This is a genomic window from Rhodococcus sp. SB1D (assembly GCF_048573875.1).
GTDB lineage: Bacteria > Actinomycetota > Actinomycetes > Mycobacteriales > Mycobacteriaceae > Rhodococcus_F > Rhodococcus_F qingshengii.
This window is the reverse complement of record NZ_JBMAIQ010000009.1, coordinates 108,986-131,287: the sequence shown is the minus strand read 5'-3', so window position 1 is coordinate 131,287 and position 22,302 is coordinate 108,986. Positions and strand designations below refer to the sequence as shown.

The window sequence follows — 22,302 nt, the reverse complement described above, 5'->3', positions numbered from 1 at the left end:
CTGTCTCACCACTTTTCCGAGTTCGTATGTCGACGTTCATTGCACTGGCCGTAGCTGCGCGACAAGACCGATTTCAACCGGGACCGAGTCCAATCACGCTGCGGTTCAAAGAGAGAAAGCTCGGTCTCGACAATCGATCGAGCGATACGAGAGGAGAGAGTCGACGCCGGAGCAACCTGGATCGTCACGGCGTTCCTACCTGCCAGTGTCGGCACACCGCCGAGATCCAAACAGACCACCGGCAGGCCCACCGCAGCCGCTTCGGCCGCCACCCAGCCGCCCGAATCGTGCATGCTCGGGAAGAGCAGAGCGGAGGAGGCCCCCATCTCGCTTACCACTTCCGATCTGTCGCGCCATCCGCGAAGCGTGACCTGACCGCGCCGATACGGAAGCGACTTCTCGATCCGCCCGCGGGCGGGTCCGTCCCCGACAAAGGTCATGGACCAATCGGTGCCCAGCTGCTCGAGCGCATCCAGAATCAGGTCGATTCCTTTGTATTGCAACAGTCTTCCTACGAACAAGAGTCTTCGTTTCGGTCTGGGTACCGCTTGCTTCTCGATTCCGTCGTAGTCCAGAACACAATTGGGTTGGACGACGACATTGCGTGCCCGCGGTGCGCCTCGTCCGCTGTCGGAGTTCATCGCGATGAAAGTGTCGACTCGTCCGGACATGAAGATGTGTGTCAGTGACCGAACGGCTTTCGTCGAGCAGGTTCGAACTACCGTGGATGCCAGATACCGCATACCGATGCGCTTGGCGAGCCGCATCGGCGGGTAGGTGTTGCCCCCAGCAGGCCCCCATACCAGTCGTACTCCGCCGGCTCCACCGAACAGCACCGGTGGGGGCAGCCAGTCGGAGGCGAAAGTTGCATGGTGCAGGACGTCGAAGTTTGCCGCTTCACGCCGAACGAACAGTGAAGTGTGCCAGAGCCATCGGAGGTATCGACCGTACGATCCGGCTTCTTCCGCGGGCAAAGTCGCTATTCGCACGACACGAACTTCGCAACCGAGCTGTTCACACTCTGATTCCAATGCGGGAGCCTCACCGGAGCGAGTCACCACCGTGATCGACTCACACAGTTCGGAAGCTGCCGAGAGAAGCGCCCAACCCGCACCGGACTCACTCCCCTGATTCGGATCGCAGGCGTATGCCGTCATCAACAACCGTGTCATCGCGCTACCACCAGCCTCTGTGCGCGCGGCGTCCGAGAATCGCTGCGGCTGAATCGCTCTGAGAACCAACCGATGTTGCGTGCACCGTTGTCGAGAACCACGCGCTTGATCCGTGGACTGATCAAGGCAACGGGGATCAACGTCGCCGACGCGAGGACGAGCAGAGCGCGTTTGGCACTCTGAGCCGCCAACAGTGGCAGCTCGAGCTGTCCCTGACAGACCGCGAGGATTCGTCCGTTGTTGACATACCGGGCGAAGAGCCAGGAATCCCGACGCCGATCCTCGCCTACGGGTTCGTACGCAAGCGCCTCGTCGCACCACAACAACCGGACACCGCCGGCGCTCATCCTGAGCGTGAACTCGGTGTCCTCGCCGCCAGGTAGATCCCAGTCGTCACTGAAGTTCAAGCCGTTCAAAGCCTTCAGGTCCAACAACAGATTTCCAGCGCCTGCAGACGCAACCGGGGTGCCGGTCGAATGGCGAACGCGAGTGTGCAATGGAAGTTCCGAGGCAGGCAGACCCACCGGAATCACAGGACCGGCCACAGCACCTGCGTCGAAATCTGCGGCGCAGGTGAGGAGATTCGACAGCCAGTCGACATCGACGTACTCGTCGTCGTCGACGAAGACGATGTAACGACGATCTCGTGCACGGGCGAGATCGACCAGCGCACGTCGCGCCGGAGATACCCCGCCGAATCCGAGATGCAGTCGTTCGATCCCGTCGGCAACATACGTCGGCGTGGTGGATTCCGGATCGTTGTCGCCTACTACGACCTGGGCGGAGGCACCGGAAGCCTGGATCGATGCCCGGACGCTGTCGATGCAGACAGCCAGTTCCGATTCACGACGGAAGGTCAGAATCGCCACTACGACGCCGCTGGGATTCTTCATGAGAGGTCAACTTTCGGTCGGGCGTCACGGTTCATCGAAACCAGAAGTGCGACGCTCGCGCTGACGCACGCCGACGCGGCCAATGCTCCTGCGACGGGTACGGCGCTGTCGGTCAGTCCCGCCCCGAGAACGATCAGAAACTGCAGAGGTAACAGCAAGGCGCGAAATCTGTTGAGGTTTCCCGTCTTGTCCACGACGCGGATCGACGTGCCGACTCCCAGCAGAATCCCGTTGAACGCCACCGCCAACCCGCACAGCAGAATGACCGGTATCAAGTTCGGAAAGTGCGACCCGACCAGATGATCCATCAATCGCACTCCCGAGAATCGAATCTCGAGCGTGAGACAGATCAGCGAAACGCAGATGATCGAAACCCAGAAGATCTGCAAGCCCACTCGGCGGCCGAGTGCCATGCACTCGCTCGGGCTCATCGCTTCGACACCACTGCCGAACTTACGCATCAGAATTGGCGAGATGCCCGCGAACATCAAGGACAGCGGACCGAGCAGTGTCTGGGCAGTTCTGATCTCACCGATCATCGAGATCGACGCCACCACAGTGAGTATCAAGAACATCGCCTGCTGCGCAGCTGATCCCATCAATATCTCGATCGCAAACGGCACGGATCTATATCGGTGAGTGCGCGAGTACCTGATCGACGGTACCGGCGGTACCAGACGCATGGATGCGTGACCGAGAGCGAGCGCGACGAAGACACCGACCGTATAGGTCACGAGTGCAAGTGTCAGATTCTCGACCAGGAAAGCTGCAATAAGGACGAACGAGAGTGTCACGATCTGTATCGACACAGAGATCCAACTCGCACCGTCGTGCATCAGCATCGTGCGTATCACGTCCAACACCACGAAACCAGCTGCAGCCAAGGCGTATACCGTGAGATTCATCGAGTCCGAGCCGGCGATCACGAACAGTGCCCACACCGATGTCACCGATACCGCCGCCAGCACGATCGTGGGCGCCAACGCCGGTCCACGCTCGTCAGACCCCGCCCCTCGCGACAGCCAGACGTCGACGCCGATCGCTCTCCCCAGTGCCAGTGCCAACAGACCCGCCGATTGAATCACGGCAACCTGGCCGACTTCGATCGGACCACCGAGTCGTGCCACCGAGGTGAGAACGACAAAAGTGAGGACGCTCGAAAGCCCTTGATCGGCCATGAATGTCACATGCCGAGTGCGATCTTTCACGATCTCACCTCGTCGATGAGCTCACGCATCGACGTCGCCGCTTTGCGCGATGTGAAGCGATTCGAGTAGTGACGATAAGCAGATCTGCGTATCGCCGATCGATCGTCCGCTCCGAAGATTCGATCGAGGGCCTCGCGTATCGACGACTCTTCCAAGGTATGGAGAGGCGTTCCGCCCGGTCCGACGATGTCCGCGAGTGCACCGTTGGTTGCGTAGATCACCGGGGTGCCAACCGACATCGATTCGATCGCAACGCGTCCGAACGGTTCTGCCCATTGAGACGGCACCACGGACGCCGCACTGTCGCGAAGTATCTCGATCACATCTTCGTGCGAAGTGAATCCGGCCAGCGTGACGTTGTCGAGAGCTGCGCTTATGCTGGAGATCTCGCCGTACTGCGGTCCGTCACCGAGAACTGTGAGCGAGGGACTTCCAGCGCCCTGCGGCCAGTTGCGCACCAAATCCAGGACGCCCTTCTCCGGTGTCAGTCGGCTGACGCACACAACCGAATCAGTGCTCCGAAACTCGGGTTCATTTTCTTCGAATCCGAAGTTCGGACGAACCACGACGCGGCCAGAACTGATCAGTCGTCCTTCGACCAGACGTGCTGTCATCGCGCTCGTTGCGACGAACCTGTGCTGCTTCCACCCCAAGACGCTCAGCTTGACCGCCGTAGCGCTCAGGTAGCAGACAAGGCTCTGCAGTCGGCTGTTTCCGTAGCATCCGTTGCGGACACAACTCGTGAAGTATTTGGTGGAACCGCATTCGGTGCACGTGCCATCTGCGCGCAACTTGGCTGACGGTGTGGCGAGGCGATAGTTTCGAACCGCCTGCAACGTAGGAATTGCGGCGGCTCTTGCGGCCACGAGCAACGAAGCCGAGAACGCCGGCCAGAGATTGTTCACGTAGATGACGTCGGGGCGCTCCGAACGGATGATGCGCAACGCATCGACGAGTACGCGAGGACTGAACACTGCGGTGACTGCCGCCCACGGTCCCCGGGAGATCTTGGAATTCTCGGTGGTGCACTGAACCGTCTCGTATCCGATCGATTTCAGGAGCTTGGATTCGTTGGCGAAGCTCTGCTCCTCACCACCCGGATTCCGATAGATCGCATGGAACATCAAGGCTTTCAGCGGCGTGAATCCACCGGCGGACGTCGGGTTCACTTCGGGCTTCGAACGCGCTACATCGAACGACTTGTACATCTCAGTGACCTCCTCTTCGCTCCGGAGCGAACCTGTACGCGTCGTTCTTGTCGGCACGAACCCCACGGATCGACAACTCGGCGTTGCCCGCATTGTGGGAGCGGTGGGTCGAGGGTCCGTACGGCGCCAGGAAGACCCATGCGATCAGCCACATGGCGCCGAAGAAGAGCGTCGACTCCGTCAAGTCCATCGAGAAGACGAGAGCCATGATCGCGACGACGGCGATGTACTCCGTTCTGCTGCGGGCTCGCCCGAGCGCCGTGCTCAGAAGCAGGTAATAGCCGGCCAACAGCAGCAGGAATCCGATCCAACCGATCTGCAGCCGAATGTCGAGCATTCCGTTGTGTGCGCTGGTCGCCGGAAAGGACAGCTTTGACCGAATCATCTGCCCCACTGCACTGTCCGGCGCCCACACCGAGCCGAAGCCCCATCCGAGCAGAGGCCGCTGTTCGGCGTAGTAGTCGGATACCGTCCAGAGATGTAACCGGCCGGTCAGCGTGACATCTCGCGAGAGTAGCGCCGCGACATCGGGTCCGAGCACCTTCATCGCGCCGGACACCCCGAGGTACAGGCCGATGATCACAGTCGAGGCGAGGTGAGCGTTCGGTGTCCGTCTAAAGCACCTCAGAGCAAGCATTGTCGCCAGCGCAATCCCTGCAGCGACGAGACCGGTCTGGCTCCGGGCCTCGAACAACACGATGCCGGCGACAGCAAGCGCCGCCACCCACGGAATACGCTTGACGTCGGGAAGCATGAGCATGACACCGACAAGTACAACTTCGATGGCAGCCATTCGTCCCAAAGTGTTTTTGTGCGTGAAGATTCCGCGATAAGCAACGGCGCGGGTGTCCACGTCGATGCCAGTCGAAGGATCGAGGAACACGACCATCAACGACAGCACGAGAAGTACCAGCAAGGTGAGGGCAACAGTCCGCACTCGCACCGCGAAGGTCAACTCACGGGCGACGATGATTCCCGTGATCGCCAGGCACACGACGACGATGCCGGCGACGGCGGAGTTCCGGGGCAGTGTCGACCAGTACCAGCTGGTTGCCGGGACGCCGGCCGAGATCATAAGCGTGAAGACAGGCCACGTCGTATTGCGTGAGTATCGCCGGTCGAGGAAGTAGACCAACGCAAGTGTCGCCGAAAGAACGGCCGAACCGTGTACGAGCAACGATCCGAGCGCTGTCCTCTGCGTGTACGCCTGAAAGGCTCCGCTCGCGCCGATGACCGCGATCACCAATGCCGTTCGCAAGATCAGCGGATTGTTCGGCGCCTCATTTTCGCAAGGCGCCGGTACCGCCTTCTTGTCAGTAGGCGCCATCACTTCCCACCACCGCCTTGAGCGTCTTCGCGACGATCATGAGGTCACCCATCATCGACCAGTTGTCGACGTAGGAAAGATCAAGGCGGACAGTGTCTTCCCACGAAAGATCAGAACGTCCACTGACCTGCCACAGGCCGGTGACACCGGGCTTGACCAGTAGCCGACGACTGACCGCGTCGTCGTACATCTCGACCTCGCGCCGAAGCGGTGGCCGCGGTCCTACAACACTCATCTCTCGCCGGAGGACATTGACGAACTGGGGCAACTCGTCGATCGAGTATCGGCGCATGAATCGACCTACCGTCGTCACACGCGGATCGTCTCGCATCTTGAAAAGCACTCCGGCGCCTTCGTTCTCCTTCATCAGTGCCGTGACCTGTGAATCCGCATTCTGGACCATCGAGCGGAACTTGAGCATGGGGAACGGCTGACCGTCCAACCCCATCCGCTCCGACTTGTACAGAACCGGACCCTTGCTCGTGAGCTTGACGGCGATCGCAGCCGCCAGAAGCACCGGACTGATCACGGCGAGCACGAGCGCCGCGAAAGCAACGTCGAAGGTCGTCTTCGAGAACTTCTGTGCGCCGTGATAGCGCGGACGCTCGACATGAATCAGCGGAAATCCTGCGACCGGTCGCATCGAGAGCCTCGGCCCGGACACATCCAGAATCCCCGGTGCGACAACAAGGTCCACATGATCGCGCTCGAGATCCCAGGCCAGCTTGCGCAGCCCTTCCGGTCCGAGTCGCTCCGACGCCGTCACCGCCACCGTGTCGGCACCGACCTGTTCGAGTGCGTCGGTGACACTGTGCTCGTCTCCGAGCACCGGAATGTCCCGGCCGTTCACTGTGACAACTTCGCCCGCTTCTCCTCCGTAGCCGGGTACGCAGACTCCGACAACTCGGTATCCATGGGCATCGTCGCGCTCGAGGTTGCGTGCAAGATCGACAACCGCCCCTCGCACACCGACCACGAGTACGGCAATTCGAAATTCACCTCGGGCTCGCTCACGAGCAATCACCCGTCGCCAGATCCAACGACTCGCGATCAAGGCGGTCAATCCCATCGGAAACGCCACGGCGAGGTACAGGCGCGCGATCTCCAGGTGAAGGAGAAGGCTGGCGATCGCAATCAGTCCGAACAGGCGGAGCGTTCCGACAGCGATCAATCGGTACTCTTCAGGGCCGCTTCCGATCACGCGAGGAGATCTGGTCCGAAATACCCTCAGTACGGCAAACCAGCCGATAATCAGGGCGAAAGACAGTGCGGTGTAGCTGAAATGGCCGAACGCTTCACCGTCGACGACATCCGCGTCGCTACCGAATCGCCACCATTGAGCCAGAAACACAACTCCCGCAACGATGACCGTGTCGGTGATCGCCAGACGACGAAGATACGCAGATTGCCATTTCCTACGTGCGGAAACTCCACCGGCCCTCTCCGGCGCTACTCGTCGGTGTTGTTGTGGCCGCTCTTTCGTGGGCGCGGCCATCTCGAGAACCGTCATGTGTTCAGAAACCTTTCCCCATGCACAGAATTCGGCCTGAAGATGTTCACCGGCCGAGGTCCATCGGACCGCCTTGCCGAATCCCGAAACTTCGACAGCGAAGCAACTGCTCCGCATTGCTGCGTTCAGTGCGAATGGTCGCATTACGTGCGCCTTGCAGTTAACCCGGCGACTATTGTCAGGCCTCAGCCCAACTGTCGATTATTGCGGCATTGCCGCAGCTCACACCCCATGATTGAAGCAGAGTCCACTAACGACCCAAACACAGGACGATCGGCGATTTCTCCTCGCCCGCTGACGTCGCCGGCCTCGATATTGCCAGGACTCACATCTTGGCAACTATTCGGCTAGCTGGTCAGTACCAGTGAGGAGTTTGCCACATTCCGGACAGCGTGGCAATAGCGCTTTCCGAAGTTCTTCCCGATGCCAGCATTGACGTCAGTTATTCACCCTCCGACAAGACGGAGCAAACATTGCTCACCATTACCATTGCGTACCTATAGTTTTCATCGCCTAGCCGATTTGGGCTCCGCGTTTGGACGGAAACCAGCACACAGTTGGTGAACACTCTGCAATCCATACTTTGATGCGCTCAGCGTCGACTCAGCCCTGGACGATTGTTCGGCACTTCGCCTCTGGGCGTCTTACCTACTCCTAGCCGGCAATGCGCGAACCTACGATCGGGCGACACCGAGAATTCAGACATACAAAAGGAGGAGTGTGGACCGCCAGCGATCGCCGGTGATGTCCTGAAATAGTTGCAGCACAGCCTAATTAGGGACATGCGAGTTGCGCAGCCGCTCGGCTGCAAAGCGAGGCGACCGCTACCGATGTCTATGTCTATGGCCATGGCAAGCGTGTGTGGCCGTGTAGGGTCAACGGACGCTCGACACGCTCGTTCGCACCCAGTAGCGGAGCGTGTCTCTCGAACAACCGACATTGCGGGACAACTGATCAGCTGGGCGCACGCTCTCGAGTAAACCCCCGCACACTTCGATTGTCTTACGCGAAACCGGGTTCCTTTCGTCGCAGGTAACCAGGACGCGACTGAGCCCCACCGGGTCGCCGACATACGCGAGCGCCTCACCCAGAGCAGTCGACGCTATCCCTTTCCGGCCCTCCGACCGACGGACCCGTGGCCGATATGACCACCGACATCGGCCAAGAACTCGTTCATGCTGAGTCGCAGCTGGCCGACAACCCCCGCACCCGCTGTCCAAATCCATCGAGGGATGCCAGATCGACATCTAGGCGTTGCGAAACTCGCGAGGCCGAATCGGGCTGGTCCGCTTGCGGTCCGCCACACTCGCTACGCGATTCCAACCAAGACGCCCAAGGCCCCGTCGGGCGCAACCAGATCGACAGTCATAGAGGCGCTGGTCAAGCAGGGACAGCTCAGACCGCAGCGTCACATCCCGCATGCCCGTGCCTACCCAATTACTGCGACGGCCGATGAACCCGTATTCCGCACTGCGCGTCGCAGACTCAGAGGACCCGACTAGAGAATTGCGTCCGATTCACCACACAGAGAAGGGCCCTCGAGCTTTGCTCGAGGGCCCTGTGAGGCGTCGGGATTTACCGTACGACCAGGTCAGATGACTGTCGACGTAACCTTTCGTTCGCCGACTGGATTGCTGTCCACGGACCCTTCCACGGCCACGTCAGCGACAACCGGATCGGAATCGTAGTAGTACTTGTACTCGTAGACACCACGACCGTTCAGCGGGGTCATCGTGATGACAGTACCGAGAATCGTCGCGCCCACACTGTGGAGATTGCCGACCGCCCTGCTCAGCTGTTCCCTCTTCGTCGTGCCGTGACGAGCAATCACTAGCGCACCGTCCGCCAGCGCTGAAAGAACTGCAGCATCCGTAACCGGAAGCAACGGCGAGGCGTCGATGATGACGTAGTCGAACCTTCTGCGGAGATCGGTAAAGACCGCATGGGCAGTGTCAGTGCCCAGAAGTTCGCTCGGGTTCGGGGGAATCGGACCTGAGGCAAGAACCGTCAGGTCAGCATTGCTCGTGACTTGAAGTACGTCGTCGAGATCTGCTTGCCCGGCCAGGACCGAGCTCAGACCAACGCTTCCGATAAGTCCCAGATACTTCGAAACGCGAGGCTTACGGAGGTCACCTTCGACGAGACACACCTTCTTGCCTGCCTCGGCCAACACGAGTGCGATGTTCACCGCAGTCGTGGTCTTTCCCTCGGAGGGAAGAGAACTCGTAACGACGATGACACTCGGTGGGCGATCCACGGCCAGGAACTGCAGATTGGTTCGCAGCTCGCGGTACGCCTCGGCACTTGCGGAGTTGCCCTCGTGGAAGTTGATCGCTTGATGAACTTCGCGTTCCTTGTCGAACGGAATTGTTCCCACCATCGCCGCGCCGGCGATGTCTTCGACCACCTTGCGCTCTTTGACGGTGTTGTCCAGGCGATCACGCACCACAGCCAACCCGATCCCCAGCAGAAGCCCGATCGCGGCACCGAGCGCCACGTTCCGCGAAGTCTTCGGCGACACCGGTTCCGCGGGAGTTTGTGCTCGCTGTTCGACAACGACGCGCGCAGGTGCTGTGCCACCATTTGCGGGCGTACCCAGATCTTTGACCATCACGACAAACTCGTCCGAGAGCGCATTTGCGATTTCACGTGCCAGTTCAGGCGACGCATCTTGCACGCTCAAATCGAGCAGTACTGTATCCGGCGCCGATGTGGCGGTCACCTTGGACGAAATCTCCGCAGCGGAAAGCCCGCCGAGTCGATCGGGCCCGACTGAATCGATCGTTCTCTGTGCCAGTGTCTCGCCGGTAAGGAGCTTGGCGTAGGAAGTGACCAACTGCTGTGAGAGCTGGTTACCTTGGTAAGCCTCGTTCACGGTTGTTCCGGTAGAAGTCGACACGAACAGGCGCGTGGAAGCCTGGTAGATCGGCGTGGCAATCAACGAGGCGCCCAATGCGCCCAAGATCACGACCACAGTGACGACAGCGACTATCTTCCACCGTGCCTGCAAAATCTTCAGGTAGTCCCGTACATCCATCGTCGAATCTCCTTCGGCTCGAACACGTATCACGTCTTCGAGTAGTAATCGACAGCCGCTGTCGAGCCGCTGCACTCAATGCAGGCTGAACGAGGCAGCCAATCTTCTATCGCGTGTCCCTGCGTCACAGCGCGAGGTATTTGCCGAAACAGCCAGGGGGGAGAGGCCTTCACGGCATCTCACACATCTCACTTCCTGGCCGATGCATGATCGGGAAGTGGCGAACACGCGACACTGACAAACCCGCGACACTGACATCGGGCCCACTCACACATCGCGCAGAGCAGACACAACGTGCAGCCAGGCTGAACTCTACTGCGTCATTGGTCTTTTCACCACCGCAACGGAGCCTCGAAACTTCCTAGACATCGTCAGTCGACTGTGCCGACCATGAAAGGGTCACATACCACAGCGGGCCGTAGGACCAACGTCCGTCGACGACCAACTACGCAACTTGCCGCCGGAAGTTGATGCATACCAACCGAACAAGGCAACATGCCCCTCACCCTGCGATGCACGAGCGGCTATCCCAGCATCTCCCCCGGCCACAGCTCGCTCGCTGACGGACTTTGGTCCCGGGCACACGGCCACTTCCCCTCGATGCCTACAACACCCACCCTCCGTGAAGGTTTCACCGGTTTACGGCCTTCCGAGACCTCGGTAGGTCCACCCTGCGTCACGCCAGGTGGTCGGTTCCAGACAGTTACGTCCGTCGATGATGACCTTCTTGCGGACGACAGGTTCGAGGTCCGACGGCAACAACTTTCGAAACTCGGCCCACTCGGTCAGAACCAAGACGACATCAGCGCCTGCACACGCTTCAAGTGCGCTCGAAGTGTAAGTGAGGGTGGGGAACAACGCCTTCGAGTTTCCCATCGCCTTCGGGTCATAGACATTGACGGCAGCGCCTTGCAGCTGAATCTGCCCGGCAACGTTCAGCGCAGGTGAGTCGCGCACGTCGTCGGAGTCAGGCTTGAAGGCTGCACCGAGAACCGCCACATTGGCTCCGAGTAGAGAACCACACGCTTCTCGCGCCAGTTCGACCATCCGAGTACGACGACGCATGTTGATATTGTCGACTTCGCGTAGGAATGTGAGTGCTTGATCTGCTCCCAGCTCACCAGCACGTGCCATGAAAGCACGGATGTCCTTCGGTAAGCAGCCCCCACCGAAACCGATTCCGGCGTTGAGGAATCGCCTACCAATTCTCTCGTCGTGGCCGATGGCATCGGCAAGAACGGTCACATCCGCACCTGAAGCCTCGCACACCTCCGAGATCGCATTGATGAACGAGATCTTCGTTGCCAGAAATGCATTGGCTGATGCTTTGACCAACTCCGAAGTCGCAAGGTCGGTCACAACAAAGGGAATACCTTCGTTCAAGAGTTGCTCGTACACCTCACGCGCAATCGATTCCGCACGTCCGGGTCGATTGCGGTCGACCCCGAGCACAAGCCGGTCCGGGTGAAGCGTGTCTTTCACCGCGTAGCCTTCCCGGAGAAATTCCGGGTTCCACGCCACCTCCACGTCTTGTCCGGCAGGCGCCAGTTCCCGTGCCCGCGCACCCAATCGCTCTGCTGTACCGACTGGCACAGTTGATTTCCCGAAGATTACGGTCGGCCTGGTCAAGAGGGGTGCGAGTGTCTCGATCACCGAATCGACAAAACGCATGTCGGCCGCGAACTCCCCCTTCTTCTGCGGCGTACCGACGCCGAGGAAGTGGATGTCGGCGAACTCTGCGGCCTCCTCGTAGGAAGCCGTGAATCGAAGACGTCCCGCGGCTATGTTGCGGCGCAGTACTTCCTCGAGTCCCGGTTCGTAGAAAGGAACCTCCCCAGCTTCGAGCATAGCGAGCTTGTTCGGATCAACATCCACCCCGAGAACCTCGTGACCCAACTCGGCCATGCAAGCTGCGTGTGTCGCCCCGAGGTAGCCTGTGCCGAATACCGCAATACGAGAAGTCATAACGATGTCTGCCTGTCGAAGTCGAGTTTACGTCGAATAATGCTGTAGTACTTCATGTCCTGATCGAATCGACGTTCTGTCGATACCACTCCACGGTCGATGCGATCCCCGCACGAAGATCAATCTTGGGCTGCCACCCCAAATCTCGAAGCTTCCCGATGTCAAGCAACTTCCGCGGCGTCCCGTCAGGTTTCGAATGATCCCATTCGATCTCGCCGTCGAACCCGATCTCGTCCGCCACGATCGCAGAGATCTCCGCGATGCTCTGGTCCTCGCCTGTACCAACATTGACGTGTTCTGCTCCGTCATAGTGGTCGAGCAAATGAAGGCAGGCATCCGCCATGTCGTCGACGTGGAGAAACTCGCGCCTCGGCGTCCCGCTGCCCCAGTTCACGACTGAAGCAGCTCCATCACGGCGCGCGTCGTCGAAGCGTCTGATGAGGGCTGGCAGCACATGAGAGCCCTTGGCAGAGAAGTTGTCACCCGGGCCGTAGAGATTGGTCGGCATCGCGGAGATCCACGGACGCCCGAACTGCTTTCGAACAGCCTGTACCTGCAGGATTCCCGCGATCTTGGCGATGGCATATGCATCGTTCGTCGGTTCCAAATGACCGGTCAGCAAATATTCTTCGCGAATCGGTTGAGGAGCGAATTTCGGGTAGATGCAGGATGATCCGAGGAACAGCAGGCGATCTACGTCGAACTCGGCCGCCGCGTCCATCACGTTCACCTGGATGCGAAGGTTGTCGGAGATGAAGTCCACCGGCAGTGTGCTGTTCGCCAGTATCCCGCCCACCTTGGCTGCCGCGAGGACCACGTTCTTCGGCCTCTCGGCGGCGAAGAACTCGAACACGGCACCGCGGTCGCGAAGATCGAGTTCGGCGGACGTGCGACCGACAAGGCGATTGAAACCGTCGGCCTCCAAACGACGCCAGATCGCTGAACCCACGAGTCCACGATGGCCCGCGACGTACACCGCATCGTTCCGATCGAGGGACTTCTGCGCGTACTCCCCCGTCATCGGGCATGCTCCCAATCCACCAGGTTCGGGCGGTCGATCCAGGGCTTGCCCTCACACTTCAGAGCCTCTATGTCCGCATCGACCATGATTCGAGCCAGCTCGGGGGTATGTACAGTCGCCTTCCAGCCGAGCTTCTGCTCCGCCTTACCTGCATCTCCGATCAACGCGTCTACTTCCGTCGGCCGCAGATAGCGCTCGTCGAAGCGCACATGATCTTCCCAGTTCAGACCCGCGTGCTCGAAGGCCACCGTCAGGAAATCCTTGACCGAGTAGTTACCGCCTGTCGCGAGCACGTAATCGTCCGGCTCGTCGGCCTGAAGCATCCTCCACATTCCCTCCACGTACTCCGGCGCGTAGCCCCAGTCGCGGATTGCATCGAGATTACCCATGTACAAATCGTTTTCCAGGCCGGCCTTGATCCGCGCCACCGCTCGCGTGATCTTGCGAGTTACGAATGTTTCGCCTCGCCGCGGAGATTCGTGGTTGAACAGAATTCCGTTCACGGCAAAGATCCCGTACGCCTCGCGGTAGTTCTTGGTGATCCAGTACGAGTACACCTTCGCCGCACCGTACGGCGATCGCGGATAGAAGGGAGTCTGCTCGTCCTGCGGAGGCGGTGTCGCACCGAACATCTCGGAGCTGGACGCCTGGTAGAACCTGCATTCGAGACCAGCCATCCGGACTGCTTCGAGCAGCCTGATCGACCCGATTCCCGTCGTGTCACCGGTATGTTCGGGCTCGTCGAAACTTACCCGTACATGGGACTGCGCTGCGAGGTTGTAGACCTCGTCCGGGCGTATCTGTGCGAGAAGAGTGACCAAACGCGCCCCGTCGCTGAGATCTCCGTAATGAAGGAACAGTTTTGCATCCGGCGTGTGGGGATCCACATACATGTGATCGATTCGAGCCGTATTGAACGTGGACGATCTACGAATAAGTCCGTGGACCTCGTATCCCTTGCTCAACAACAGCTCGGCCAGGTATGAACCGTCTTGGCCTGTAATTCCGGTAATCAGTGCACGTTTCACTTGAAACTCCGTCCTCGAAGCAGATACTTGTCTGCGAGTAGTCATCGGCCGAATTGTGTTGTGTGGGAGCAGCGAACCCACAACCAGAACTGAGAAACCCTCACGGCATTACTGCCTCCTTGATCCGCGATCTCAGATCCTCCAGTTCCGCGGCAGCGGAGTCCATTCCGCGAGAGATTCGGGTAGATTCGTCGTGCCCTAGATTCAAGCTGCCACCCGTCGCATCGTCCATCCAGGAGGCCTGCGGTGCGAGTACCGGTTCCAGCGAATCCCTCAGCTTCGGTACCGAACTACTACCCGACATCACCGGTATCGATCCGCCTCGAGCGCTCAGGATCAAAACATGGAGGCGGTCACTGACGGTTACGGCGGCGCGCTCGTACAGGGCGCGGACAGCCGACTCCTGTTGCCGATGGGTCGTGTCATCGTCCCATCCCACGTAGGGAATACCCAGCGTCGCAGCAACTTCGCGGTTGTGGCTGTCGTCCTCGACAACCTGGCAACAGGCCATCAAATCCAAACCATTTGCCGAGAACTGACTTTGGATCGACCGAAGGGACGCGTAGTTCACCGGTCGGTCATGCCGAAGTGAAAGCAAGGCTATTTCTCGGCGCGCAGATTCTCGGCCAGCAGACTTCGCTCCGTCGGATACACCGGCCCCGAACGCGAGATCGGGATAGAACCGACTCTTACCTCGCAGGTACTCACACGTCCTTTTGTCACGTGCCGCGTAGACGTCGGCTACGCCGACGAGGATCTTCTCGGGTACTGCCGCCATTGGGCTTCGTACCTCGATCGACCGTCCCAAAACGAGGACTCGTGTACCGAACATGCGAAGCACCGCAAAGACTGTCACCAACAACGAGTGCTTGACGACGCTTGCTGCTGATGCCCCCAGAACCGCCGGCCCAGGTGCCATCACGATCACTGCCCGCTTTCGGCGCACTGTATCGGACAAAATCGCTCGCCAGAAGTTGATACCCGAATCCATCACCTCGTCGGTTGGTTCCCAATCGAAGGCATCGACGTACTCCGCGCTCATACTGCCCGAAAATACAACGGGTCTGAACCCCAGTTCACGCATGTAGTCGACTGCTGTTCGGCGTATCTCGATGTCACCCAGATTGCCCTGAGCTGCTGCGATACTCATGAAGAACCTACGCATGGGGATCCCTCCTCATTGCAACGACAACGACACAGGTCAGCAATGCGGTTTGAAGTACATAGCTGAGCGAGAGCGACCACCCCGCTCCGAGCGCCCCGTAACGGGGGGCAGCCAGCACGATTCCGACGAGGCAGATCAAGGTGCTCACAACCGTTATGTAGGAGACGATTTCAACTCTGCCCGTACCTTGCAGGATCGCATTCAATTGGGACGAGATCGCTGCGAAGATCAAACTGAAGCAGACGACCTGCATTACCGGTACCGCGTCTACGTACGCATCGCCCAAAATCGGTGGAACGAGTACAGGGATGACAGCTGCGATCACACCGAAGATCACCGCGCTTGCGATGCATACGTACATCGCGGGTCGCAGAATGCCCTGGGTGATTCGCCCGGTCGTCGAGCGCGCCGCCGCAGGCATGAGAACTGCCGCAAACGATGTGGGAATCAGCCGCAACGGAGTGGTGATACGACTCGTCACGCCGTAGATTCCGGAGACGGCCGGTGACGTGACAAGTCCAACCAGCAGTACGTCGAAGTTGCGCGTCTGAGTAGCAACGGAATTCAACCAGAAGTGCGAGGACTTGCCGATGATCGACTTGTACGAGCGTCTCGATCTGACACGAGTGATCGCCGGTCCGAGCCGAATGGCCACGAAGACAGCGATCATCGAAGAGAACGCGAGGCCCACGGAATACCAGAACACTGCGTCGACTCCTGCGAGCCAAGCGGCCGCAACAAAAACGAGAGCAAGTGCTCGCCGGAGGAGCAACGACACCGCGTTCTGCCAGGTATTCCCGTCAGCGAGTGGTAGCGAGAGCAGCGTCTCGACGTAATTGTCCAGAACAACCCAAGCTGTCAACGGCACTACGAACCAAAGCTTCGGCTCGAAGACCGCGGCTACCGCCGCGGTAAATGCCAGCAATGCACCGACGGCCAGGTTGGCGCGGCGCGAGAACTCCAAGGTCGACGCGATGAGGGGTTCCTGGTCACCCAACGCACGGATCCGAACCAGAAATGGGGTGAACCCGAAGTTCAGAATGGTCTGAAGCACCAGTCCGACACCATAAGCCGCAGCGAAGATTCCAAAGCCGGACGGACCGGAGATACGCGCGAGTAGGACCATACTCAGTGCCTGAATCAACGCACCGACAAGACGTCCGCCGGCGATTCCCGTGAACTGAACCACCAAGGGGTTCGTCATCACCTTCATGTTCCACCACCCGGGCACTCGAACGCGTGCGGAACCCCGGCGCAGCGCGGTCGTGCGCCCTTCATGGTCGTCCGATCGACGAAACCGGGGCGCGGACGATCGAACTCGCCGGAACATCGGATGTAACAAGGCAATTTGCGCCGATAACCGAGTGGTCACCGACCGACGTGCCGCGGAGAATTGTGGACCTGGCCGCAATCCACACTCCGTTGCCGATGACGATCGGCCCGTTGTCGAACTCGAAAGTCCGTGACTGTCTGCTGTGACTGCCCGCGCACAGAAAGACGTCCTGCGAGACACAACTGTTCGACCCGATACTCACCGGTTCGAGATTGAGGATCCATGCTCCCTCACCCACCCAAGTGTTATCACCGATCGACAGTTTCCACGGCCAATGGATCTTCACGCCGTGCCGAATCAGGACTCCATCACCGATCTCAGCGCCGAACAGTCTGAGAATGGCAACTCGTATGCGTGCCGGCACGAACCAGGCCCGGAACAGTGGTGCCACCGCGAGCCAGGCGACCTGCACTGATGCCGGACGTCCCTTGTCGTATCCTGCCCCGGTGAATTCGCCGAGGGAGAGCTGCGGGTGTGTCATCGCGCTCGGGCTTGCGTCGGTCGAGTCGGCAAACTGTCTCGATTGATGAGTCCGTCGAAGAGGTCACCGAACGCGGTGGTGGCAGAGCCGGGAGACAAGGTTTCGTGCACGTACTCCCCCCCGTTTCGCGCGAGTTGAGCGGCACGGACGGGGTCGGAAACCAGCATCTCTATTTCACGTACCAATGCTTCCGGATTTCCGGCGTCAACACGTACTCCCGCCCCGGACAGGGCGATCTCCTCGCCGGAGGCACTGTCCGAAGATGTAGCCGCGACGACAGGTACCCCTGAAGCGAAATACGATGTAAGTTTGCTCGGAACGGCCATACTGCGAAGATCGGCCAACTCGTTGAGAAGTAATGCGTCCGCTGCTCGCAGCACATCGGTGAAGTCCTCGCCGCCAACAGGATCCATGAATTCGATCCCGGTGCATCCCTCGGACAGCTCTTCGAGATGGGCCCGCTGATTCCCATCCCCCATCAGTACGAATTTGATGTCGGACTGGCGCGGCCCAAGTAAATGCGCGGCGTTCACCACGTTCTCGAGCCCTTGCTTTGCACCCATATTGCCGGCATGCAGAACTATCTTCTGTTCCGGCCCCCAGCCCAATCGCTTTCGCGAATCTTCTCGGGTGCAGGCAGACTCGGAGAGATCCAGGTGGGTCCAGTTCCTGATGACTGTGACGCTGCTCGAGTCGACTCCGAGGTTGTCCTGCGCATGCTTCGCGAACCGCGGGTGGATCACGACGACGTGATCGGACTTTCGCAAGATCCAGGATTCGGCTCGATCGACGAGAGACGACAGGCCTCCGCTCAGCTGACCGGTCTCGGACGCGCCCAGTCCGTAGAAGTCCTGCACCCACAGCACCACGGGTGTGCGCGATCGAAGGAGCCTGGTCCTGATGACAAATGCCGCCGAGGACAAAAGTGTAGGACTTAAACACAGTATGAGGTCTGCTCGATGGAAAAGAGTCGCCCAGGTCGCCCTCAAAGCGAAACTTGCCTCCATCAGAATTCTTCGCAGGAAGCTGGGATTCCGGGGGATGTAATGACGAAGTCTTTGAACCGTCAGATTTTCTGACTGCTCTACGGAAGACAGACCTGAGAAGCCATCCATCTTTCGCCAGAATGGATAGTGCGGATACCCTGTCACTACCCTGACGTCAGCACCGGCATCCGCTATCGCATTTGCCAAACCCTCCGTGTACGGAGCGATACCGGTTGGCTCAGGAGAATAGTTGATTCCCACGATCAGGATTTTATTTCCCTGATTATCCATCGTGCTCATTTCCCTTTTCAGCTAACTCAGGACGGCAGTCCGTGCACAGCTTGCAGGTGTGCACTTCTCTGCGTGTCACTCTCGAATCGTTCGGCGACTTTCCGTGCCGGAACTCCGACATTCACCGAGAAACTCTCGACGTCGTTCGTCACGACCGAACCGGCTCCGATAACCGCACCGTCACCGATCTTCACACCGCTCAATATCACCGAACAGGCGCCTATCCATACGTCTGTTCCAATTTCGACAGAATCGCGTGCACCAGGCTGACGGTCCCCCACCCACGTCGACGCGAGCATCGGAATACCCACCTCGTCGATCGCGTGGTCTTCGCGCCCCACGATGTAGACGTTCATTCCGATCATGACGTGGGATCCGATGGAGCCGTCTACCTGAATAACGGTTCGGGGTCCGACGCTGACATTATCGCCGATATTCAGCCGGTGAGGCGCACTGATGATGGCTCCACGGCCGGCGTTGAAGTCGCGCCCTACTGAAACATTCCCGTTCGATATTGCGAGTCCATTCATTATTCCGCGAAGGGCTCGCCTGACACCTGACGGTAGGCGTGATCGGTTGCTCATCGTACGACCATCTCCTTGGGCCATCCCTCATTGTCGAATTCGACGACCTGACCTCGCAACGCAGCAGAGATCCCCGATGCCATGGTTTCGGCGGAATAGAGATCCCCTACCTTCGCTGAAACTTTCTCCGCTGGAACGGGATTGGAGACAAGATGCAAGAAGTAGTCTCGCAGCGCCGCAGCCAGCGACTCCTCGGTCGTCGGTGAGTAACTCTGCATAGGACCGACAGCAGCAAGTTCGATCTCGGGGGCGTGCGGGGCGTCCTCGGGGTACAGCATCGGGACTCCGAATCCCAAACTCTGAGTGACACTCAACCCGACGTATCCGGGAGAGATCGACATGATTGAGCGTGCGTAGATTTCAGCAAGTTCGATCGGACTTTCAATGCGTCCGTGTACCACAACGGACTCTTCCAGACCTAAATCGAGAATTTGCCGTTCTATCGTTTCCACCGCATTGCCGAAACCCACGATTTCCAACACGGCACCCTCGTCGACGAGGCCTGATTGGTGGAAAGCCGGAACCAATTGATCGACGTTCTTCTCGGCAACCAATCGGCCGACATAGACAATTGATTTACGCGATTCACCGGTGTTACCAGCGTTGATGTCAGCGCGTTTGTACAAAGAATTGGGTGCAACCCAAACTGGTTGGCCTGGAACCTCGAGCTTGGCTGGGACCACACTGGCGTACCCGTAAAGAATGGTCCCCTGAGACAAGCGGCGCATCGTTCTCCGAAGGAAAGCCGTCTTCGACGAAGAACCTTGCCTGGGATGCAAATGGCCCCAAAGAAGAGTACGGCGACGCGCTATTCGTCGAAGGACCAAAATACTCCACGATGTGAGACTACGGGGGTTCAAATCCAGGATAGTCACGGACGCTGAAAGCGGATTTTTCCAAGAACCCACCTGAAGAAGAACCTTGTCACCGAAGATTCCGATCCGTCGAACGCGGTCGTAGAAATCCGTGTCGATGCCAGTTCGTACCGTGGAATCCAACCCGTAGTCCGAAGCCAGAATATCGAGATTTCCTTCCTCCATCTCACGCAACACCTCGATGCACGGATTCCGATACGTTGGAATCACCGCCAAATACATCGAGTATTTTTTTGATGACATCGAGCCTGCTCCCCCAAAGTTCTCATCGAGCACCACCGATTGGCCAGTGTGCATTGCGCAGTTCCCTTACTTCGGATCCCAGGCAGGGTTCGCCGGGAATGGCGAATCGGATTCGCGATACGAATACGAATACGAAAGACTGACTGACTGACTGACTGAACGGATCAGTATGCGCCGTCACTAGCCATTACGGCTTTGAGCGTCTTCACGACGATCATCACGTCCCCGACCATCGACCAGTTGTCGACATAGGACAGATCCAGCCGAACGGTTTCTTCCCACGAAAGATCCGAGCGCCCGCTCACCTGCCACAAACCGGTGATACCCGGTTTGACCAGCAGTCGCCTTTTCACGGCCCCGTCGTATGCCTCTACCTCACGCCTCAACGGCGGTCTCGGACCAACTACGCTCATCTCGCGCCGGAGCACATTGACGAACTGAGGCAACTCGTCAATCGAAAACTTTCGAATGACGCGCCCCACCTTGGTAACCCGAGGATCGTCACGCATCTTGAACAGGACACCGGCGCCCTCGTTATCCGACAGCAGGCTGTCGACCTGCGTATCTGCGTTCTGAACCATCGATCGGAACTTCAGCATCGGAAAGGGAACCCCGTCCAATCCCATTCGCTCCGACCGATAGAGCACAGGACCCCGACTGGTGAACTTGACTGCCAACGCCGTCACGATCAAAACGGGACTGATCAAAATGAGAATTACAGATGCGAAAACGACGTCGAAGGCTGTCTTGGCGAACCGTTGAGCACCGTGGTATCGCGGACGTTCGACGTGAATCAGTGGAAGGCCCGCCACCGGCCGCATCGACAGTCGCGGACCGGAAACATCCAGGATTCCCGGTGCCACAACAAGATCGACGTCCTTACACTCCAGATCCCAGGCCAGTTTCCGCATACCGTCGTAGCCGAGGTGTTCCGTCGCCGTAACCGCCACCGCATCGGCTCCGACCAAGTCGAGTGCGTCGGTCACATCGTGCTCGTCCCCGAGGACCGGTATTTCGTTGCCGTCGACCACGATGACTCTGTCGCGACGACCTAGTTGACTGGGTTGGCAGACGCCCACGACCCGGTACCCGTCACCGGGAGCTCGTTCGAAGGTTTGGGCCATTTTCTTGACTGCAACCGGGCTTCCCACGACTAAGACGGACGTCTGGAAATCGCCGCGCGAGCGCTTCCTCGCAATCACCTTTCGCCAGATCCAGCGGCTCGCCATCAGCGCGGTCAGACCGACAGGAAATGCGAAGGCCAGATAGAGCCGCGCGATGTCCAACTGCAACAGCAAGCTGACAATCGCAATGAGTCCGAAGAGGCGAACTGTCGCGACGAAGATTCGCCTGTACTCTTCGGGTCCGCTGCCGATCACACGAATCGAGCGAGTGCGAAAGATCCCCAACGACGATAACCACATCGCCGCCAATGCAATTGACACACCGGTGTAGCTGAGTTGCCCGAGGATTCCGGGGCTCACTGCGCGGCTGTCTCCACCGAATCGCAGCCATTGAGCCAGGAAAACCGTCGCCACGATGATCACCGAATCGCCCAGGAACAGCCTTCTGCGGTACGCCGTTTCCCATTCCCTCCGAGAAGTCGATCCGCGGCGGAGGTCGGGCACTGCGCGGGGAAGCGTGTGCTTGGTCTTGCCCAGTGTGGACACGTCGAGCGCCGTCACGTGATCAGTCCCTTCCTCATTCGTGGAATCCGTGTGTCGTTGAATCCGTGTGTCGTTGACAGGTGTTGAGCGTGATTCACCAGATTTGAGCAATCCACTGGAACAGCAAATTGCTCGCTTCGATCCGAAGAGTGCAATTGTTCGAGAATCGGAACGCTCTCACGCTCCGAGTGGATTACATTTCAGCACTGTCCGCGCGCAGGATCAAACGCAAAGTCGCCCCAGTTCAGGCCTGTAGTCGCCCGCACCCCTACCTATTCCAATGTGGCCGCAACGCAAGCGCTTTGCCT

At 59.0% G+C, this 22,302-nt stretch carries 17 protein-coding genes; all 17 read right to left on the bottom strand.

The genetic code is table 11. The annotated features are described in order from the left end of the window. Positions 1–5: 5 nt before the first annotated feature. On the bottom strand, positions 6–1,172 hold the full coding sequence (locus tag ACN50D_RS20405) for a glycosyltransferase family 4 protein (protein ID WP_212633951.1): 1,167 nt from the start codon (positions 1,170–1,172) through the stop codon (positions 6–8). After that, a complete protein-coding gene (locus ACN50D_RS20400) occupies positions 1,169–2,065 on the bottom strand; it encodes a glycosyltransferase family 2 protein (protein WP_003943644.1) in 897 nt (298 codons plus the stop codon). The genes ACN50D_RS20405 and ACN50D_RS20400 overlap by 4 nt, the downstream gene beginning before the upstream one ends. Continuing rightward, on the bottom strand, positions 2,062–3,273 hold the full coding sequence (locus tag ACN50D_RS20395; protein ID WP_058038963.1) for a hypothetical protein: 1,212 nt from the start codon (positions 3,271–3,273) through the stop codon (positions 2,062–2,064). Before ACN50D_RS20395 ends, ACN50D_RS20400 begins: the two co-directional genes overlap by 4 nt. Continuing rightward, on the bottom strand, positions 3,270–4,481 hold the full coding sequence (locus ACN50D_RS20390) for a glycosyltransferase family 4 protein (RefSeq protein ID WP_212633950.1): 1,212 nt from the start codon (positions 4,479–4,481) through the stop codon (positions 3,270–3,272). The genes ACN50D_RS20395 and ACN50D_RS20390 overlap by 4 nt, the downstream gene beginning before the upstream one ends. 1 nt (position 4,482) lies before the next feature. Continuing rightward, positions 4,483–5,808, bottom strand: coding sequence for an O-antigen ligase family protein (locus tag ACN50D_RS20385; RefSeq protein ID WP_212633949.1), 1,326 nt, complete (start codon positions 5,806–5,808; stop codon positions 4,483–4,485). Continuing rightward, on the bottom strand, positions 5,795–7,318 hold the full coding sequence (locus ACN50D_RS20380; protein ID WP_212633948.1) for a sugar transferase: 1,524 nt from the start codon (positions 7,316–7,318) through the stop codon (positions 5,795–5,797). Before ACN50D_RS20380 ends, ACN50D_RS20385 begins: the two co-directional genes overlap by 14 nt. Positions 7,319–8,909: 1,591 nt before the next feature. After that, the gene (locus ACN50D_RS20375) at positions 8,910–10,355 is read right to left on the bottom strand and encodes a polysaccharide biosynthesis tyrosine autokinase (RefSeq protein ID WP_007726623.1); all 1,446 of its coding nucleotides are present in this window, start codon (positions 10,353–10,355) and stop codon (positions 8,910–8,912) included. A gap of 639 nt (positions 10,356–10,994) precedes the next feature. Further along, the gene (locus ACN50D_RS20370) at positions 10,995–12,320 is read right to left on the bottom strand and encodes a UDP-glucose dehydrogenase family protein (RefSeq protein WP_007726621.1); all 1,326 of its coding nucleotides are present in this window, start codon (positions 12,318–12,320) and stop codon (positions 10,995–10,997) included. A 52-nt stretch (positions 12,321–12,372) separates the two neighbouring features. Further along, on the bottom strand, positions 12,373–13,341 hold the full coding sequence (locus ACN50D_RS20365; protein WP_054187555.1) for a GDP-L-fucose synthase family protein: 969 nt from the start codon (positions 13,339–13,341) through the stop codon (positions 12,373–12,375). Then, positions 13,338–14,369, bottom strand: a complete 1,032-nt coding sequence (gene gmd / locus ACN50D_RS20360; protein WP_181991934.1) for a GDP-mannose 4,6-dehydratase — start codon at positions 14,367–14,369, stop codon at positions 13,338–13,340. The genes ACN50D_RS20365 and gmd overlap by 4 nt, the downstream gene beginning before the upstream one ends. Before the next feature lie 100 nt (positions 14,370–14,469). Further along, complete coding sequence (locus ACN50D_RS20355; RefSeq protein WP_064443238.1) at positions 14,470–15,534, bottom strand: polysaccharide pyruvyl transferase family protein; 1,065 nt, start codon at positions 15,532–15,534, stop codon at positions 14,470–14,472. Then, positions 15,527–16,738, bottom strand: coding sequence for a lipopolysaccharide biosynthesis protein (locus ACN50D_RS20350; protein WP_158170310.1), 1,212 nt, complete (start codon positions 16,736–16,738; stop codon positions 15,527–15,529). The genes ACN50D_RS20355 and ACN50D_RS20350 overlap by 8 nt, the downstream gene beginning before the upstream one ends. Before the next feature lie 70 nt (positions 16,739–16,808). After that, positions 16,809–17,348, bottom strand: coding sequence for a DapH/DapD/GlmU-related protein (locus tag ACN50D_RS20345; RefSeq protein WP_064443236.1), 540 nt, complete (start codon positions 17,346–17,348; stop codon positions 16,809–16,811). Continuing rightward, complete coding sequence (locus tag ACN50D_RS20340; protein WP_249343236.1) at positions 17,345–18,625, bottom strand: glycosyltransferase; 1,281 nt, start codon at positions 18,623–18,625, stop codon at positions 17,345–17,347. The genes ACN50D_RS20345 and ACN50D_RS20340 overlap by 4 nt, the downstream gene beginning before the upstream one ends. Before the next feature lie 26 nt (positions 18,626–18,651). Further along, the gene (locus ACN50D_RS20335) at positions 18,652–18,990 is read right to left on the bottom strand and encodes a DapH/DapD/GlmU-related protein (RefSeq protein WP_024487404.1); all 339 of its coding nucleotides are present in this window, start codon (positions 18,988–18,990) and stop codon (positions 18,652–18,654) included. Between the two features lie 215 nt (positions 18,991–19,205). Beyond that, positions 19,206–20,381, bottom strand: coding sequence for a glycosyltransferase (locus ACN50D_RS20330; protein ID WP_082661466.1), 1,176 nt, complete (start codon positions 20,379–20,381; stop codon positions 19,206–19,208). A gap of 110 nt (positions 20,382–20,491) precedes the next feature. Beyond that, complete coding sequence (locus ACN50D_RS20325) at positions 20,492–22,012, bottom strand: sugar transferase (protein WP_064443494.1); 1,521 nt, start codon at positions 22,010–22,012, stop codon at positions 20,492–20,494. Between the last annotated feature and the right edge of the window lie 290 nt (positions 22,013–22,302).

What these genes read in the sequence shown, in the direction of transcription:
- ACN50D_RS20375 (WP_007726623.1), bottom strand. Translation starts at nt 10,355, where the DNA reads ATGGATGTACGGGACTACCTGAAGATTTTGCAGGCACGGTGGAAGATA.
- ACN50D_RS20365 (WP_054187555.1), bottom strand. Translation starts at nt 13,341, where the DNA reads ATGACGGGGGAGTACGCGCAGAAGTCCCTCGATCGGAACGATGCGGTG.
- ACN50D_RS20350 (WP_158170310.1), bottom strand. Translation starts at nt 16,738, where the DNA reads ATGACGAACCCCTTGGTGGTTCAGTTCACGGGAATCGCCGGCGGACGT.
- ACN50D_RS20330 (WP_082661466.1), bottom strand. Translation starts at nt 20,381, where the DNA reads ATGCACACTGGCCAATCGGTGGTGCTCGATGAGAACTTTGGGGGAGCA.
- ACN50D_RS20390 (WP_212633950.1), bottom strand. Translation starts at nt 4,481, where the DNA reads ATGTACAAGTCGTTCGATGTAGCGCGTTCGAAGCCCGAAGTGAACCCG.
- ACN50D_RS20385 (WP_212633949.1), bottom strand. Translation starts at nt 5,808, where the DNA reads ATGGCGCCTACTGACAAGAAGGCGGTACCGGCGCCTTGCGAAAATGAG.
- ACN50D_RS20400 (WP_003943644.1), bottom strand. Translation starts at nt 2,065, where the DNA reads ATGAAGAATCCCAGCGGCGTCGTAGTGGCGATTCTGACCTTCCGTCGT.
- ACN50D_RS20370 (WP_007726621.1), bottom strand. Translation starts at nt 12,320, where the DNA reads ATGACTTCTCGTATTGCGGTATTCGGCACAGGCTACCTCGGGGCGACA.
- ACN50D_RS20380 (WP_212633948.1), bottom strand. Translation starts at nt 7,318, where the DNA reads ATGACGGTTCTCGAGATGGCCGCGCCCACGAAAGAGCGGCCACAACAA.
- ACN50D_RS20355 (WP_064443238.1), bottom strand. Translation starts at nt 15,534, where the DNA reads ATGCGTAGGTTCTTCATGAGTATCGCAGCAGCTCAGGGCAATCTGGGT.
- ACN50D_RS20340 (WP_249343236.1), bottom strand. Translation starts at nt 18,625, where the DNA reads ATGGATAATCAGGGAAATAAAATCCTGATCGTGGGAATCAACTATTCT.
- ACN50D_RS20345 (WP_064443236.1), bottom strand. Translation starts at nt 17,348, where the DNA reads ATGACACACCCGCAGCTCTCCCTCGGCGAATTCACCGGGGCAGGATAC.
- ACN50D_RS20405 (WP_212633951.1), bottom strand. Translation starts at nt 1,172, where the DNA reads ATGACACGGTTGTTGATGACGGCATACGCCTGCGATCCGAATCAGGGG.
- ACN50D_RS20335 (WP_024487404.1), bottom strand. Translation starts at nt 18,990, where the DNA reads ATGATCGGAATGAACGTCTACATCGTGGGGCGCGAAGACCACGCGATC.